Origin of the sequence: Acetobacter persici, from assembly GCF_018256955.1 — a bacterium.
GTDB lineage: Bacteria > Pseudomonadota > Alphaproteobacteria > Acetobacterales > Acetobacteraceae > Acetobacter > Acetobacter persici.
In genome coordinates, this window is record NZ_JAERKU010000002.1 from 285,305 (window position 1) to 302,240 (window position 16,936).

The following is a 16,936-nucleotide window of genomic DNA, read 5'->3' on the forward strand; positions in this document are numbered from 1 at the left end:
CATATGCCTGCCTTCTTTGCTGTAAACTGGCGTTGTGTGCAACAGCTTGTGGAAACAGTTTTCAAAAACACCTCGGTTTTGAGGATAATCAGTGTGTCAGGCGTGTGACATAAGTCACACAGTGTTAAATCTTGTCAGAGCAGCGTTGCTTCAAACGGAGGTCTGAAGTCCGGTGCTTCCACTTCCAGAACCCACAGGTCCGGGTCGTACCGCAGTTGCCGGTCAAGGCAGGCCTGTGTTTCTTCGGGCGGAAGAGGTGTCTCGCCTGAGCATTTTACCCATGCAGCCTCGCCTTCCGCCGTGCGGGTCTGGCTCAGGACGACGGCGGAGCCATTCCGCCCCAGCAGCACCACCAGAATCCCTCCGGCATCAGGGTCTCCCCGCCGGAGCATCATGGCAGACCTGCCATCCTGCCCGCACTGGCGGAGCAGGGCACGGGCCACAATGTCAGAACGCAGGCGCGGGCTGGCCATCAATGCGTGACCGCCGGGGCTGAATCGGAGTCCTCCGGCATGGCGGCAATGGCGGTTTTATACCATTTCGGATTTTCCAGCAGGGCGCGGGCCACGTCCAGATCCTTGTCGCTCCCCAGTGCAGCCGGGCAGGCCTTGCGGATGGCCAGAATACGCGGGACCGGCAGCGGGAAGCGCGCAAGGCGGGATGCTTCAACCGCAGGCTGATTATCCAGCTTGCCTGCGGCAAGGTCATGTATCTGGCGTGTTGTTTCGGCTTCCCCAAGGCTGGTGCAGAGCTGCGGCATAACGCCCAGCCCCTGCAACGGCCAGTGGAGCGGAGCAATGACCCGGCTCCACGTGACGAACAGTTCCCCTTCATCCGGCAACTGCGCCACAGTCTGCACAAGCCCTTTGCCGAGGGTGGAACTGCCGATCACCACGGCGCGACGATGGTCAGCCAGAGCCGCGGCGAGAATTTCCGCCGCACTCGCCGTGCGTCCGTCGACCAGAATGGCAATGGGCAGGCCGTTTGTCATGTCACCACCCTGCACAGCCCAGATATGGTTGGCCTGCTGGTCCCGCCCGTCGGTTACGGCAGCAACCCCACGGTCCAGCAGCAGCGCGGCAGCGGTGACGGCCTGTTGCAGCACACCGCCACGGTTGCCCCGCAGGTCAATAATCAGGCCTTTCAGACTAGGGTCCTGTGTGGCCTGATCCAGATACTGGCTCATTTCTTCTGCCGTATCAGAAGAAAAAGAAGTGACGCGCAGCACCACGAGAGACCCGCTGGCAAAGGCGAAAACGGTTTCCGGCGGCACTTTTGCCCGGCGGACGACCACAGTATGGCCGCGCCGCTGGCCGGGGGAGAGCAGGCGCAGGCTGACGCGGGAATCTTCCTCACCCTGTAGCCATCCTGTTACGGTTTCAACCGATTGCCCGGCGGTCAGCCGGTTGTTGACGGCAAGAAGTTTGTCACCGGGGTCAACTGTCGCGGTCCATGCCGGTCCGTTGGCGTTGACGGCGGAGATCACGATATCCCGGCCCTTGCGGGTCAGGCTGACACCAGCATCGGCTTCTCCCCCCACACGGGCATGCCGGTCTGTTGTGGCGGAGGAGGGGCCGATATAGCGGGAATAGGGGTCGAGATGGTTGAACAGTTCATCAAAAAACGCCTGCACCAGATCTTCCCGGCTGGCAGTGCCGACAGCCGTGGAATGGGCCCGGGCGGCGGCGATAAAGTCCACGGCCAGTTTGGCCCATTTTTCCACGCTGTCCGCAGGCGGGGCAGGCTGGGCAAGCAGGCTGGTCTGCCCGGCCAGAAGGCGGATATCAGCCCCCCGCGTATCCAGCGTGAGCATCGGGTCGAGTGCTGTCAGGCAGCCCAGACCCCACAGGGTAAAGTCCCGGCTGGTGTGGGCATCCAGTGTGCGCGGGGCCAGAAACTCCAGCGCCGTGGCAATGACGGAATGGACCAGCCCCATATCCACAACGGGTTTATCTGGCTCCACAGCTTCCGCTGCTTCTGGCGGGTTGGGGGAGGGAGTGCTGGCGGCAGCATCCGGTGCGGCTGGCTGGGCTGCCGGGGCCACTGGAGCCACCGGGGATGTTGCGGCGGGCACGGCCGGTGCTGCCGCAGGTGTGGCTGCCTGCGGGGCGTCCGGCTGGGTTGATGGCAGGCTGTCCGGCCGGGGCGTTTGGGCGCTGCTCTGCGCGCGCAGCGGCACGGGCTGAGAGATCAGAATGATTGCTATCAGGAGGCCGGGGAGCGCACGATGCAACGGAACAGGCAGGAGGCGGCGGGCCGTACTAGCTGGCATGGCGGGCGGAAGCAGAAGCCAGAGTGAGGGTGCCCTGAGCCGGGCTGGTTGCGTTCAGAACGACGGGCAGCACTCCGCTGTTCGGGAAGCGGGTTCCTGAACTGAGGTCTGAGCGCAGTGGTCGCGAGTCGTCATGCATCCCTGAATCATCCGGCAAGGCAAGGAAGGAAAGGAAAGACGGAGTTCCCGTTTTCGTCAATGTCACGGCAAGGCCAGACCGGGTGGCCGAAGTGATGTGTGCCTCCAGAGTGTGCCCGATCAGCGGGGTGAGAAAAATGGCAGCAAGTCTGTCCTGACAAGCCTGAACGGCAGAAGCGGCCCGGCGTTCCGTCATTTGAAGATGTTCTGCAAGCGCGGGGAGGTCCGTGCCATCCGGCTGGCGGGATGCTGGATTGCGTGCGTTCTGCTCAAGGGTGGCCAGTAGTGCGCGGTGTGTCACAAGATCCGCATAGCGCCGGATGGGGCTGGTAAAGTGCGTATAATGTTCCAGCGCCAGCCCGTGGTGCTGCCCCGGCAGAGCCGCATAGCGGGCCTGCATGCGGGCAGGCAGGCGCGGGCCGCCTGTGCGGGTGGCCGAAGGGGCCGGGGGAGCCGGATGCACCCGGAACAGACCTGCGGCATGATGCCGGATCAGCTCTCCTGCCGCAAAACGGTTGGCGGCAATCATGAACGCCGCCACCAGATCATGCGCGGGCAGGCGCTCACGTAGCGAGAAATCGGCAGGCTGTCCGTCCGCGTTGAGGGTAACGCGATAGTCTTCTTCCGGCTGCGTCTGCACGCCACGGGCCGTTGCATCCGCCTGCAATGCCAGAGCCGCCGCCTGTAAGGTCAGACTCAGCTCTTGCAAATGAGGGGAAAGGAGGCCGCCTGCCTGTGCCTGTGCCTGTGCCTGTGCCTGTGCCTGTGCCTGTGCCTGTGCCTTGGCGGGCGCTTGAACCGGGCTGCGGGGCAGGGCTGCGGGCTGGTCTGGTGTGGCAGTATGGTTTTTCAGAACCTGCTGCACATCCTGATAGGTCAGGCGGGCAGCACTCCGCATAACGCCCCGGCCCAGCGTGCCCGTGCGGATCTGTCCGGCGGGCGTTATCTGAAGGTCGGCAAACAGGCAGAGCCGGTCTTCCCCCGGTTTGAGGGAGCAGATCCCGGCAGAGAGGGCAGGCGGGAGCATGGGTACGACGCGTCCCGGCAGATAGACCGAATTGCCCCGCAACCGGGCCTCGGTATCCAGCGCGGAGCCGGGGGCGACATAATGGGCAACGTCCGCAATGGCGATAATCAGTCGAAATCCGTCCGGGGTCTGCTCTGCCCAGATGGCATCATCAAAGTCCTGCGCTGTTGCGTCATCAATCGTGACAAGCGGCAGGGCGCGGAGGTCGGCGCGCTTCACGGGGACTGTCGTTTCCGCAACGGCGCAGGATGCGTCAGAGGCCCCAGGTTCCGCAGGATGCTGCGCCACCCGGAGTGCCTCTTGCTCTGCTTCTGCTGAAAATTCTGTCGGGATGTTGTGGGTCAGCAGGCTGAGGGTCGCGGGCATGCCCGCTGCCGTGACCGGACCCAGAACCGTGCGGATACGGGCCTGTAGCGGCTGGCCGTCCTGTGTGGGGAGCAGGTCCGCCAGCACAACATCATCCGCCATAGCGTGTGGGGCGGCTGCGCCGGGTGCGATGTCCAGCACAAAAGTCAGTCTGCGGTCACACGGGATCAGCCGGTCAGGCGCGGTCTGAAAAACAGCGGCAATCTGGCGGGGCGCTGTGGAGAGCAGCCGGATTGGGCGACCTTCCCGCCGGGTGCGGCCTGCGGCGGGGCGTAGCCGGAGGATCAGCGCATCACCGGGGAGAATCAGGTGTCCGTCAAGATGCGTGGTCACGAGGGCGACCGTGCTGCCTGCTGGGTCATCCGGCAGATGGGCCAGAGGCAGGCCAGCGCGGCCTATACGGGTGACGATGGCGCGGGCCGTCTCGGGCAGGCCCGTGACGCCTTTCAGCCTGCCGGGCGGCAGCAAAGCCAGATCCCCCGCAACGGCCATGGCGTGCAGATGGGTCCGCAGGGCGGCTTTCAGATGCGCAGGCAGGCCGAAGGCCCGCAGGATATCCGGAGGAGAGACAGGGGTGCGGTCTGCTTCCAGAAAAGTCCGGAGGGCCGCAGGGTCAGGCAGAGCTGCGGCCCCCGATCTTTTCTGCACGGGTCAGTCCGCCTTTTTCTTCCGTGCCGCTGGCTTTTTGGCCGGAGCCTCAGCCCCGTCTTCAGCCGTGCTTTTTTTGGCGGCTGTTTTACGGGCGGTTGTTTTTTTAGCGGTCGTCGTGGTCTTGGTCGCAGCCTTTTTGGTGGCTTTTTTAGGCTCTGCCTCGGCCTTGGTTGCGGTCTTTTTAGCAGCGGTTTTGGTCGTGGTCTTCTTTTTGGCCGCACCCGCTTTGGCTTTCAGAGGTTTGCCTTTTTCAGCCAGCAGAGCCACAGCTTCATCCAGCGTGACTTCATTCATGTCCGTGCCACGCGGCAGGGTAGCGACCATGTTGCCATGCTGCGCATAGGGGCCAAAGCGGCCTTTGCGGATCATGACGGGTTCCCCGTCTTTGGGGTGCGCGCCCATTGAGCGGATAGAAGCCAGCTTTTTGGCCAGCGCATCGACCGCCCGGTTCAGCCCGATGGTCAGAACATCATCATCCTTGTCGAGAGACCCGTAGATCGCCCCCATTTTCACATAGGGGCCAAACCGGCCCAGACCGGCTTCAATCGGTTCCCCGCTCTCCGGATGCAGGCCGACAAGGCGAGGGAGGGAGAGCAGACCGACAGCCTGATCCAGCGTAATGGCTTCCCCGTCCATTCCTTTGGGCAGGGAGGCGCGTTTGGGTTTGGCTTTTTTGTCTGCCGGGTCCGGCTCACCCTGCTGCACATACAGGCCATAGGGCCCCTGCCGCACGGTAATATCTTCCCCTGTCTCCGGATGCTGGCCCAGAACGCGCATGCCGTCTTTCAGTGCAGCGCCCTCTCCTTCTTCCGCACTGTCGGAGGACAGGCGGCGGGTGAAGGAACATTCCGGATAGTTGGAGCAACCGATAAATGCGCCGTAACGACCGAGTTTGAGGCCGAGCCGCCCCGTGCCGCAGGCGGTGCAGTGGCGCGGGTCAGACCCGTCCTCACGCGGCGGGAAGAAGAACGGCCCGAGGTCTTTGTCCAGCGCGTTCAGAACATCGGTAATCGTCAGGTCTTTGGTGTCGGCAACTGCTTTGGAGAAGGCATTCCAGAAGTTGGCCAGAACGTGTTTCCACTCGGCCCGGCCATCGGAAATATCGTCCAGCAGTTCTTCAAGGCTGGCGGTGAACGTGGTGTCCACATACTGCTCAAAGAATGAGACAAGGAAGGCCGTGACCAGACGCCCGCGGGCTTCGGGAATAAAGCGGCGGTTTTCCAGCGTGACGTAATTGCGGTCCCGCAGCACGGTCAGAATAGACGCGTAGGTGGAAGGGCGGCCAATGCCGATTTCTTCCATCTTTTTCACCAGCGAGGCTTCCGAAAAGCGCGGCGGCGGCTGCGTGAAGTGCTGGTCCGCTACAACGCTTTCACGCTTCAGCGGGTCCTTTTCCTTCATGGGCGGCAGCATGCGGGAGTCATCATCCGCAGGTTTGTCGCTATCGTCCCGGCCTTCCGTATAGAGGCGCAGGAAGCCGTCAAAGGTGATGATGGAGCCATTGGCGCGCAGCACCGTCTGGCCGGATGGGCCTGCAATATCCACTGCAACCTGATCCAGTGCTGCGGATTCCATCTGGCTGGCCACGGCGCGCTTCCATACCAGTTCATACAGGCGGCGCTGATCCGGCGTCAGGTGCGACGCCACGGAAGAGGGCGTGCGGGACACATCCGTCGGGCGGATGGCCTCATGCGCTTCCTGCGCGTTCTTGGCTTTGGAACTATAGAAGCGCGGCTGGGCGGGCACATAGTCCTCGCCAATATGCTGGCCGATATGGCCCCGGATCGCGAACATGGCTTCTTTGGCCATCTGCACGCCGTCTGTTCGCATATAGGTAATGAGCCCCACGGTCTCACCGCCCAGATCAATGCCTTCATAAAGCTGCTGCGCGGTGCGCATGGTGACCTGCGCCCCCATGCCCAGCTTGCGGGAGGCTTCCTGCTGGAGGGTGGAGGTGGTGAACGGCGGCTGCGGGTTGCGGCGCACCTTGCGGCGCTCGACCGACTGAACAGCGAGGTTTTCCGCTTCCACCGCTTTTTTGGCGGCGGCGGCCTGTTCCTCGTTACTCAGGTCAAACTGGTCGAGCTTCTTGCCGCTCAGATGCGTGAGGCGGGCGGTAAACGGCGCGCCGGACGGTGTGGCGAGGGCTGCCTGCACGGTCCAGTATTCACGCGGTTTGAAGACTTCAATTTCCGCTTCCCGCTCACAGATCAGCCGCAGGGCGACGGACTGCACGCGGCCAGCACTCCGGGAGCCGGGCAGCTTGCGCCACAGAACAGGGGAGAGCGTGAAGCCCACCAGATAATCCAGCGCACGGCGGGCCAGATACGCCTCAATCAGCGGCATATCGAGGTCACGCGGGTGCGCCATGGCGGTCTTGATGGCGCTTTTGGTGATCTCGTTGAAGGTGACGCGCTGGACGTCCACTCCCTTAAGCGCCTTTTTCTCTTCCAGCATGGCGCGGACGTGCCAGGAAATCGCTTCCCCCTCACGGTCCGGGTCAGTCGCGAGATAGAGGGTTTTAGCGCCCTTCAGAGCCTTGATGATGGCGGCAACCTGCTTGTTGCCCCGCTCATCGGCCTGCCAGGACATGGCAAAATCTTCGTCCGGGCGCACGGACCCGTCTTTGGGCGGCAGATCGCGCACGTGACCGAAGGAGGCCAGCACCGTGTAGTCATTGCCCAGATATTTGTTGATCGTTTTCGCTTTTGCGGGCGATTCGACCACCACAACGTCAGTCATACTCTCTCCGACCTGCCGGAAGCTACATCGAGACTCAGCCGTTTTCGCCATGACTGGCGGCACGAACAACACGCCCACCGGGGAGTGAGTCCAGACTGCCAGACAGCTCAAGTTCCGTGAGCACGGTCAAGACGGCGGAAGCTGAGAACTGGCAGCGCCTAACCAGATCGTCAACCGCTATGGGCGTAAAGGAGAGCAGATCAAGCACTTTTTCCCGCACAGTCTCACACGTTTCTGCACGGGGTAAGGGTGATTTTGTTATGACAGAAGCAGGGCCGAAGTCGGGAGATGCCGGAGGCGATGCTGCGGGCGATACGGGCAGAAAAGTGCCGTTTTTCGGGTTTCTGCTTTCCCGGAGATACGGGGAGTAAGCGGCTTCGTTCTTATCAGTCGGGGCTTCAGTGGCAGGGGCATCTGGCAGCTTTAAGGAAAAAGAGGGTTGCGGCCCCTGCGAGTCCTTAGAAATACGCTGCAAAGCGGGTTCAGGCAAAAATTGCGGGGTCAGGTGGCCTCTGCACGGCTGTTCCGGCAGAACAGGAGGCAGGTGGGGCAGAATATCCGCCACACTTTCCGTCAGTATAGCACCGTTGCGCAGCAGGTCATTACTCCCCCGGCAGCGCGGGTCCAGCGGAGAGCCGGGGACAGCAAACAGTTCCCGCCCGTAGTCGCCCACCAGCCGGGCTGTAATGAGAGTGCCGGATTTTGGGGCCGCTTCCACCACAACACAGCCCAGCGTCAGCCCGGCAATCAGCCGGTTGCGGCGTGGGAAATGGCGGTTGAGCGGAGCCGTGCCGAGCGGGGCTTCCGTTATCACAGCGCCTTTTTCGGCAATTTCGGCCTGAAGATGCGCATTCTGCAGTGGGTAGGGTTTATCCAGCCCCCCGGCAATGGCTGCAATGGTCAGGCCTTTGCGGTGCAGGGCACCTTTGTGGGCGGCGGTGTCGATCCCGCGCGCCAGCCCGGAGACAACGGATAAACCGGCTTCTACCAGTTCCGTCGCCAGACTTTCCGCCAGCCGCAGGCCGGAAGAAGAGGCATTGCGCGCGCCAATCAGCCCGATACCGGGGTGGCTCAGGGCCGCAACATCCCCCAGCACGCTGAGAACGGGAGGGGCGTCCGGAATTTCCTTCAGCAGAAAGGGATAGTCTGCATCCAGCAGCGTGAGAATATGGCCGCCCATGCGGAGGGTGGCCTCAATTTCCCGCAGGATACTGTCCTGTGAGGGAATAACCAGCGGCTCCCGCCCGCGCTGGGGCAGGCGGGGGAGGGCATCCAGTGCGGCCTCGGCTGAATGATACTGGCTCAGCAGCCGCCGCCATGTGCGTGGCCCCACAGACTCGGTGCGGGCCAGACGCAGGCAGGCGACAAGCGTGTTCATTTTTGTTTGGGAGGAACCCGTGGTTCTGTGCCGTTCAGAATACGGCCGATATTGGCGCTGTGCCGCATGAGCACCAGCAGGCTGATCAGCAGCACGGCCATCGGTTTGCCGGATGCCTGAAAGCTGAAGCCGTAAAGCGCCAGTGTTACAAACGGCATAATGAGAAAGGCAGCCAGTGCTCCGGCGGAGGAAATACGTGTGAGCTTGGCTACACCCAGCCATGCGGCACAGCCGATAAGCCCGGTGATGGGCGAGAGCGCCAGCAGAGCCCCCAGCCCGGTTGCAACCCCTTTGCCGCCTTTAAAGCCGAGAAAAATCGGGTAGCAATGCCCGACCACCACAGCCAGAGCCGTGACGGCCAGAATCCGGTCCGAAAAGTCCGGCGGCGTCATGATCCATGCAATGACGACCGCTAGCGCCCCTTTGGCGGCGTCCAGCCCGAGCGTGGCGGCAGCCAGATCTTTCCGGCCCGTGCGCAGCACGTTGGTTGCGCCAATATTGCCGGAGCCGATTTTCCGCAGGTCCCCCACTCCGGCCATATTGGTCAGGATCAGGCCGAACGGCACGCTGCCCAGCACGTACCCCATGAAGGCCATGGCCGCGAGAAGCCACAGCGCATAGGAGGGCAGGTCGGACATCATGCTGCTACGGCTCCGTAAACGCGGCGGCCGCCTTTCCATGTGCCCAGCACACGGCCTTCCAGCGGGCGGCCATCAAACGGCGTGTTCTGGGCCCGGCCCGGCAGTTTGCCAGCCTGCACCAGCCAGCTCTGGTCCGGTGCAAACAGGCAGAGGTCTGCTGCGGCCCCGGTTGCCAGCGTGCCGCTGGTAGTGCCCAGCAGTGCAGCGGGTTTGTGCGTCAGCAAGGCCAGCGCCTGCGGCAGTGTAAGCGTGCCGTCATGCACCCGCGCCAGCGTGACGCCCAGCAGCGTGACCATACCCGTGCCACCCGTGGCGGCCTGTGCGAAGGGCAGGCGCTTATCGTCCGCATCACGGGGCAGGTGGTCGGAGGCAATGGCGTCGATCGTGCCATCGGCCAGCGCCGCACAGAGTGCCTGACGATCCTCTTCCGCACGCAGGGGCGGGGAGAATTTGGCGTAGGTGCGGAAATCGCCGATCGCGTTTTCGTTCAGGTCAAAATAATGCGGAGCGGTGTCACACGTGACATTCAGCCCTCGCGCCTTGGCCTGCCGGATCAGCGCAACGCCTTCCCCTGTGGAGACATGCCCAAAATGCAGGCGCCCGCCGGTGAGTTCCGCCAGACGAATATCGCGCGCAATCATGATGGCTTCCGCGACGGGCGGAATGCCCGGCAGGCCCATGCGGGTCGCCAGTTCCCCTGCGGTGGCGCAGCCGGAGCCAGCCAGAGAGGGGTCTTCCGGGTGCTGGACAATCATGGCGCCGAAGCCGCCCGCATAGGCGAGCGCCAGACGCATCAGGCGGGCGGGGTCAATCGCGCGGGCACCATCCGTAAAGGCCACGGCCCCGGCTTCATGCAGCAGGCCGATTTCCGCCAGTTCCTGCCCTTTGCAGCCTTTTGTCAGCGCGCCGTAAGGCAGGATGGAAATGGCGCCGGTTTCCTCCCCGCGCGTGCGCAGCAGGCGGACCAGAGCGGGGTTATCAATCGCGGGTTCACAGGTGGGCAGCACCGCAATGGTGGTGATGCCACCGGCGGAGGCTGCACGAGCGGCAGAGGCAATCGTTTCCCGATATTCGTGTCCCGGCTCACCAATTTCCACGCGCATATCAACAAGGCCGGGGCACAGCACCGCGCCCTGACCGTCAATAATTTCAGCGTCATCCGGTGCGCCTTCAGCTCCGGCTTTGTCGGTGCCTGCAATCTCGCCATTGCGCACCAGCAGGCGGCCCGGCTGGTCCAGTCCGGAGGTCGGATCAATCAGGCGGACATTATCAAAAAGAAGAGTGCTCATGCGGAATGCCTGCTGCGGGTCAGCCGATCCAGCACAGCCATGCGAACGGCCACGCCCATTTCAACCTGTTCCTGAATCACGCTCTGGTCAGAATCGGCTACCAGACTGTCAATTTCCACGCCGCGATTCATCGGGCCGGGGTGCATGACCAGCGCGTCCTTGTTCGCCAGAGCCAGCCGCCGCTGGTCCAGCCCGTAAAAACGGAAATATTCCCGCGCACTGGGGATCTGCCCGGAGGACATACGCTCGCGTTGCAGGCGCAGCATCATCACCACATCCACCCCGCGCAGCCCTTCTTCCATAGTGTGGAACACCTCCACTCCAAGGCTTTTAAAGCCACCCGGCACGAGTGTCGGTGGCCCTACGACGCGAACCTTGCAACCCATGGTGGTAAGGAGGTGGATATCAGAACGCGCCACGCGAGAATGGGCAACATCCCCGCAAATCGCGACCGTCAGCCCGGCAAACCGGCCGCAATGGCGGCGGATGGTCAGTGCGTCCAGCAGCGCCTGTGTCGGGTGTTCATGCGTGCCATCGCCCGCATTGACCACACAGGCTTCCACCTTCTGCGCCAGCAGGGCAGGCGCGCCGGACTGGGAGTGGCGCACCACCAGCAGGTCGGCCTGCATGGCGTTGAGCGTGGCCGCCGTATCCAGCAGGGTTTCCCCCTTGTTTACGGAGGACTGGGCGACAGACATGTTGATTACATCCGCGCCCAGACGCTTGCCTGCCAGTTCAAAAGAGGTGCGGGTCCGGGTGCTGTCTTCAAAAAAGAGGTTGATCAGCGTCCGGCCCCGCAGCACGTCTCTTGGCACCTTGCGGGAGCGGTTGAGCAGGGCGTAGCTTTCGGCCAGATCAAGCAGCGGCTCAATCTGGTCTGGCGTCATGCCTTGCAGACCGAGCAGATGCCGGGAGTGCCGGCCTGAAAAGCTAGCCATGCAGCACGGCTCCGATGCGGGCGAGGGTTTCATCTTTCCCCAGAGCCGCCAGCGTGGCGTCAATCCCCGGAGAGGTGTTGGAGCCTGTGACGGCCGCACGCAGCGGTTGAGCAACCTGCCCGAGCTTGTGCTCACCAGCTTCCGCAAAGCGGCGCAGGGCGGCATCAATATTTTCCGGCGTGAAGTCTTCCACCGCAGCCAGGTCGCGCGCCAGACCGTCCAGCAGGGTGCGGGCTTCCGGCGTCAGGATTTTTTCTGCCTTGGCGTTAAAGTCCAGCGGCACATGGCGGCCGAGGAAGGCAGCGCTTTCCGTCAGTTCCACCAGTGTGCGGGCGCGTTCCTTCAGGCCGGGCATCAGCGCCAGAACGCGCGCGCGGACGGTATCATCCGTGCTGACACCCTCAACGGCTTTCAGACGGTCCATCACGTCGTTGGTCAGGCGTTCATCATCCGCCTGACGCAGCCACACGGCGTTGATGTGCAGCAGCTTGGCGTAATCCATGCGGGAGGGGGAGCGACCGACACCGTCCAGATCAAACAGGTTGATCTGCTCTTCACGGGATAGGATTTCCGCATCGCCGTGGCCCCAGCCCAGACGCAGCAGGTAATTGCACAGGGCTTCCGGCAGGTAGCCTTCATCCCGGAATTCTACCACGGACTGCGCGCCGTGACGTTTGGACAGTTTGGCGCCATCCGGCCCGTGGATGAGCGGCAGATGTGCAAAGCGCGGCAGGTCCCACCCCATCGCGCGGTAGATCATGGCCTGACGGAAGGTGTTGGTCAGGTGGTCATCACCGCGGATAACGTGGGTGATGTCCATATCATGGTCATCCACCACCACGGCGTGCTGGTAGGTGGGAGTGCCGTCGGAGCGGAGGATGATCATATCATCGAGTTCGGCATTGGCGACGCGGACTTCGCCCTGCACCAGATCTTCAATAACCGTCTCGCCCTCACGCGGGGCTTTGATGCGGACGGCATAGGGCGCGCCAGCGGGCGCTTCCGATGGGTCACGGTCACGCCACATCCCGTTGTAACGGGGCGGCTTGCCGTTTGCCATTGCGTCTTCACGCATCTGTTTGAGTTCTTCAGGCGTGCAGTAGCACTTGTAGGCCAGACCTTTTTCCAGCAGTTCCAGCGCGACTTCCGTGTGGCGCGGTTGCCGGGTGGACTGGAAAACAGGCGTTTCATCTGCCGTAATGCCCATCCAGGCCAGTCCGTCGAAAATAACATCGACAGCCTGTTGGGTGGACCGCTCACGGTCGGTATCCTCAATGCGCAGGAGGAACTCGCCGCCGTGATGACGGGCAAAAAGAAAGTTGAACAGGGCCGCGCGGGCGTTGCCGATATGCAGCAGGCCGGTCGGACTCGGGGCAAAGCGTGTGCGGATCGTCGTCATGGGGCGCATCCTTATCACGCACACACGCGGGGAGCCATATGTCCTTCCTGACGGCTGCTCTTCTTGCGGAGCAACGGCGGCTGGTGCTGTGGGGGCCGGTCGGCATGGCGCTTGGCGTGCTGGCCTACTTTCTGCTGCGGCAGGAGCCGGGGGCGGTCTGGGGCGTGGGACTGCCGCTGATCGTGCTTGTACTGGGGGCGGTTCTTCTGGCTGTGGGCTGGTTGTCCGTCTGGGGGCGGCTGGCAGGCGGAGCCTGTATGGCTCTGGCGCTCGGGTTTGTGTCCGCATGGAGTGCGGCGCATCGCCAGCCCCCCATGCCGGAATTGCCGCGCCGGGCGGTTATGGTGTCGGGCACGGTACAGTCCGTAACAGTCCTGCTGCCGCGTGGTGCAGACGACTCTGCCGGTGCGCGGCGGCTGGTGCTGGCCGGGGCCAGATTCGCCACCCCGCTGGATCAGGGCATGCGGCCGCTGCAACGCACACTTAGCATCACTTTACGTCCGGACGATTCTGCGCGCCTTGTCCCCGGAAATGCGGTGCAGGTGCGGGCTTTGCTGCGGCCGCCGCCGTTCCCGGCATTTCCCGGCGGGCGGGATTTGCAGCGTGAGGCGTGGTTTGCGGGCAGCGCCGGGTCCGGGCGGGCGCTTGGGGCGGTGCAGCCGGTAACGTGTTCACACGGCACACCTTTTCATGCCGCTGTGGGAAATGGAGGTCTGACGGCGCAGAGCAGGACGCCCGACTCTGTGGAGCCTGCCGATGAAAGTCATCCGGGGCTGGATGCTGAGGGACAGGATGGTCTGGCACTTTGTGCCGCGCCTCCGCGAGGGGTTTCCATAAGGCTGGAGCCGCTGCGGGAGCGCATTGATGCGCGGATCAGGCAGGTTTTGCCGGGCGCTGCGGGCACCGTGGCCTCTACGGTGCTGACGGGTGAAGGGGCATCCGTACCGCGTGCTGTGCGGGAGGATTTTGCGGCCTCCGGACTGGCGCATCTGCTGGCTGTAGCCGGACTGCATCTGGGGATTGTGCTTGGGGTGCTGATGGCGGTGGTCCGTCTCGGGCTTTCCGCATGGATGTGGGCGGCGTTGCGCTGGCCATGCAAGGAGATTGCGGCCCTGCTCGCTCTGTTAGGGGGCGCGGCCTATGTGGCGCTGACGGGCCTGCATCTGCCTGCCCTGCGCAGTCTGATGATGGCGGGGGTGGTTGTGCTGGGGCTTGTGGTGGGGCGGCGTGCTGTGTCCATGCGCGGTCTGGCGCTGGCGGCGGTGGTTGTGCTGCTGGGTACGCCGCAGGCTGTGTTGGGGGTAGCGTTCCAGATGTCTTTTGCCGCCGTGATGGCACTGATCGCGGGGTATGAGGTGGCGCGCCCGTATCTTTCCCGTTTTCGGGAAGAAAAACGCGGTTTCGGGCGCTGGCTGGCGCTGCATCTGACAACCCTGACGCTGACCAGTCTGCTGGCTGGTCTTGCAACGCTCCCTGTCGTCATGGCGCATTTTGGGGAGGTGCAGCCGTTTTTCATTCTGGCCAATCTGGTGGCCGTGCCGGTGATGGCGCTCTGGATCATGCCGATGGGTCTGCTGGCGCTGGGGCTCATGCCCCTGCATCTGGATGCGGTGCCGCTGCATCTGATGGGCTGGGGGATTCAGGCTGTTCTGGCCGGAGCACATTCTATTGCGCACTGGCCCGCTGCCCGCGTAGCTGTGCCGTCCATGCCCGGTTTGGGGCTGGCTGCGGTGCTGCTCGGGGTGTGCTGGCTGTGCCTGTGGCGGCCTGTCTGGCGGCTGGCCGGGCTGGCGCCCATGCTGGTGGGTGTACTGTCCCCCTGTCTGGTGACGCAGCCGGATCTGCTTATTAGCCCGGATGGGGGGCTGATGGCGGTGCGGGACGGGCGTCAGGTGCTGGTGGGCGGGCAGTCGCGGGATGCGTATCTGGTGCGCGCCGCATGGCAGCAGGCGTTCGCCTTGCCCATACAGCCTTTTCCGGCGGAGGGAGACGCAACACAGGATGGCGCGCTGGCGTGCGGGCAGGATGGAGAGCCTGATGTCTGCCTGCTGAACCTGAAAGGACGCGCCGTGCTGCTCCGGGTAAGGGATAAATCAGACGGCATGGCGCTCTTGCCCGACTCGCTGTGCGCGGGGATGGATCTGGTTATCAGCGCAGCGCCGTTGCGCCAGTCCTGCCCCGGTGTGCGTGGTTTTGATCGTTTTACGGCGTGGCGGGACGGCGCACAGGCTCTCTTTCTGGGGCCTGAAGGCGTGCGCGTTGTGTCAGACCGCGCGGTGCGGGGCGCACGCCTGTGGGTGATGAAGCCCGGCGGCCACGGCATGCCCACTCTGCCGCTGGCCCCGGAGGAATAAACCAGCCGGGCTAGGTGGCCTTATACTCTTTGCGTAAAAAGAGGGGATTAGGAGGGCTGGTTTTCAAACGCATCCAGCACGCGGGTGGAATAGACCAGAGCCGCACCGGCATTGAGGGCAACCGCCACGCCAAGGGCCTCTGCAATTTCTTCCTTTGTCGCACCGGCTTTTTTGGCGGCAACGGTATGGACGGAAATGCAGCCATCGCACCGGGTGGTGACGGCCACGGCCAGCGCGATCAGCTCCCGCGTCTTGGCGTCCAGATGTTTGTTGGCAGCGGGCACGGTTTCAAGAGTCTGCAACCCCTGTAACGTGTTGGGGGAAAGCTGGGCCAATACTTTTGTGTTTGCGCCCAGGTGAGTGCGGTAGGCGTTCCAGTCCATAAGTCCTGCTCCTGATTGGAAAAAGGCTGAGCAAGAGTGCCGCCTGCCACCCGGAGTCTGTCACGACACAGTTACGAGAGCGTCTTCCCCTTGCGGAGAGGGATATCTCCCAGCTATCCGCCTATAGTTATGACGTATATCAATAAGGACGAGGCCTCGTCTTTTACCGGGCGGGGACCTCTGGCTCTTTATCGGGAGCGGATTGCTTCCGGTGAGCTGAATAGTGACCCGGATCAGGCCCGCGTGGTGGAGCGGCTGGACCAGCTCTGGCGTGAGCTGGCTACCATGCCGCCCCCGGCTGCCCCTGCAAAAGGCGGCCTGCTGGCGGGGCTTGCACGCAGGCTGAAGCCGCAGGCTCCGCCGCCGCGTCCGCGTGGGCTTTATATTGTCGGGCGGGTTGGCCGTGGCAAAACCATGGTGATGGACCTGTTTTTCAGCTGCGCGCCTGTGCAGAAAAAAGAGCGCATCCACTTCCTGCGCTTCATGCAGGATGTGCATCAGAAGTTGCACGCGCTGAAAGCCGCCAACCCCGGCATGGCGGACCCCATCCCGCCGCTGGCGGCGGCTATTGCGGCGCGCGCGCAGTTGCTGTGCTTTGATGAATTTCAGGTCAATGACATTGCGGACGCCATGATTCTGGGGCGGCTGTTTGAGGCCCTGTTCGCTCAGGGTGTGGTGATTGTCTCCACTTCTAATACCGAGCCGGGAGAACTCTTCCAGAACCGCCCCGGCGCGGATGCCTTTAAACCGTTTATCGCCATCATCCGGCGGGAGCTGGATACGGTGGAACTGGACTCCCCGCGGGATTACCGGCGCGGGCGGCTGCAGGACCGGGAGACATGGCTGGTTCCCGCAGATGCACAGGCTCGGGCCAGACTGGACAGCATTTTTGCCCGCTATGCGGAGGGGCAGGAGGCTGCTCCGGTGACGCTGGAATTCAGTGGACGCACGTTTGAGGTGGATCAGGCCGCCGGTTCCGTTGCACGGTTCGATTTCAAATCTTTGTGTGGCACGCCGCGCGGCCCGAATGATTATCTGGCGCTGGCCCGGCGCTTCCCGGTGGTCATTATCGAGGCAATTCCCTGCATGGGGCAGGATGAAGCCAATCTTGCCCGCCGGTTTATCACCCTTGTGGATGCGCTCTACGATAACGGAAACCTGCTTTTTGCCTCAGCCGCGGCGGCCCCTGACCAGCTTTTTACCACAGGGGAAGGGTCGGACGCATTTGCCCGTACGGCATCACGCCTCGCTGAGATGGGAAGTGAAAGCTGGCTGGCCCGTGGAGCCGCTGCCGCGCAGGCCGCGCACCGCCTCTCCACACCGTGACAGCCGGCTCTCTTGTCGGCGCTTCTGGCGCG

At 63.3% G+C, this 16,936-nt stretch carries 12 protein-coding genes; 2 read left to right on the forward strand and 10 right to left on the reverse strand.

Going from position 1 to position 16,936, the window contains the following annotated elements:
- Positions 1-134 precede the first annotated feature (134 nt).
- The 9 genes from JK199_RS03470 to gltX are packed head-to-tail and all read right to left on the reverse strand — an operon-like array spanning position 135 to position 12,841.
- Complete coding sequence (locus tag JK199_RS03470) at positions 135-476, reverse strand: DUF1491 family protein (protein WP_212373888.1); 342 nt, start codon at positions 474-476, stop codon at positions 135-137.
- Positions 473-2,272 carry a S41 family peptidase gene (locus tag JK199_RS03475; RefSeq protein ID WP_212373890.1) on the reverse strand — a complete coding sequence of 600 codons (1,800 nt, stop codon included), beginning with the start codon at positions 2,270-2,272 and terminating at the stop codon, positions 473-475. The genes JK199_RS03470 and JK199_RS03475 overlap by 4 nt, the downstream gene beginning before the upstream one ends.
- Positions 2,262-4,451 (reverse strand): RNB domain-containing ribonuclease, encoded by a 2,190-nt coding sequence (locus tag JK199_RS03480; protein WP_212373891.1) that lies wholly within the window; start codon positions 4,449-4,451, stop codon positions 2,262-2,264. Before JK199_RS03480 ends, JK199_RS03475 begins: the two co-directional genes overlap by 11 nt.
- A gap of 3 nt (positions 4,452-4,454) precedes the next feature.
- Entirely contained in the window at positions 4,455-7,196 is a 2,742-nt protein-coding gene (gene topA, locus JK199_RS03485) for a type I DNA topoisomerase (RefSeq protein WP_212373893.1), read from the reverse strand.
- A gap of 34 nt (positions 7,197-7,230) precedes the next feature.
- Entirely contained in the window at positions 7,231-8,574 is a 1,344-nt protein-coding gene (gene dprA / locus JK199_RS03490) for a DNA-processing protein DprA (protein WP_212373895.1), read from the reverse strand.
- A complete protein-coding gene (gene plsY, locus JK199_RS03495) occupies positions 8,571-9,212 on the reverse strand; it encodes a glycerol-3-phosphate 1-O-acyltransferase PlsY (RefSeq protein ID WP_077931645.1) in 642 nt (213 codons plus the stop codon). Before plsY ends, dprA begins: the two co-directional genes overlap by 4 nt.
- The gene (locus JK199_RS03500; protein ID WP_212373897.1) at positions 9,212-10,504 is read right to left on the reverse strand and encodes a dihydroorotase; all 1,293 of its coding nucleotides are present in this window, start codon (positions 10,502-10,504) and stop codon (positions 9,212-9,214) included. The genes plsY and JK199_RS03500 overlap by 1 nt, the downstream gene beginning before the upstream one ends.
- Entirely contained in the window at positions 10,501-11,442 is a 942-nt protein-coding gene (locus JK199_RS03505) for an aspartate carbamoyltransferase catalytic subunit (protein ID WP_212356506.1), read from the reverse strand. The genes JK199_RS03500 and JK199_RS03505 overlap by 4 nt, the downstream gene beginning before the upstream one ends.
- Entirely contained in the window at positions 11,435-12,841 is a 1,407-nt protein-coding gene (gene gltX / locus JK199_RS03510) for a glutamate--tRNA ligase (protein WP_208864113.1), read from the reverse strand. The genes JK199_RS03505 and gltX overlap by 8 nt, the downstream gene beginning before the upstream one ends.
- 38 nt (positions 12,842-12,879) lie before the next feature.
- Here gltX and JK199_RS03515 point away from each other — a divergent pair, with 38 nt between their 5' ends.
- A complete protein-coding gene (locus JK199_RS03515; protein ID WP_244984865.1) occupies positions 12,880-15,195 on the forward strand; it encodes a ComEC/Rec2 family competence protein in 2,316 nt (771 codons plus the stop codon).
- A 47-nt stretch (positions 15,196-15,242) separates the two neighbouring features.
- Here JK199_RS03515 and JK199_RS03520 read toward each other — a convergent pair whose 3' ends face one another.
- Positions 15,243-15,578, reverse strand: a complete 336-nt coding sequence (locus JK199_RS03520; protein ID WP_212373899.1) for a carboxymuconolactone decarboxylase family protein — start codon at positions 15,576-15,578, stop codon at positions 15,243-15,245.
- 129 nt (positions 15,579-15,707) lie between these two features.
- Here JK199_RS03520 and zapE point away from each other — a divergent pair, with 129 nt between their 5' ends.
- Positions 15,708-16,904, forward strand: a complete 1,197-nt coding sequence (gene zapE / locus JK199_RS03525; RefSeq protein WP_212373901.1) for a cell division protein ZapE — start codon at positions 15,708-15,710, stop codon at positions 16,902-16,904.
- Positions 16,905-16,936 lie beyond the last annotated feature (32 nt).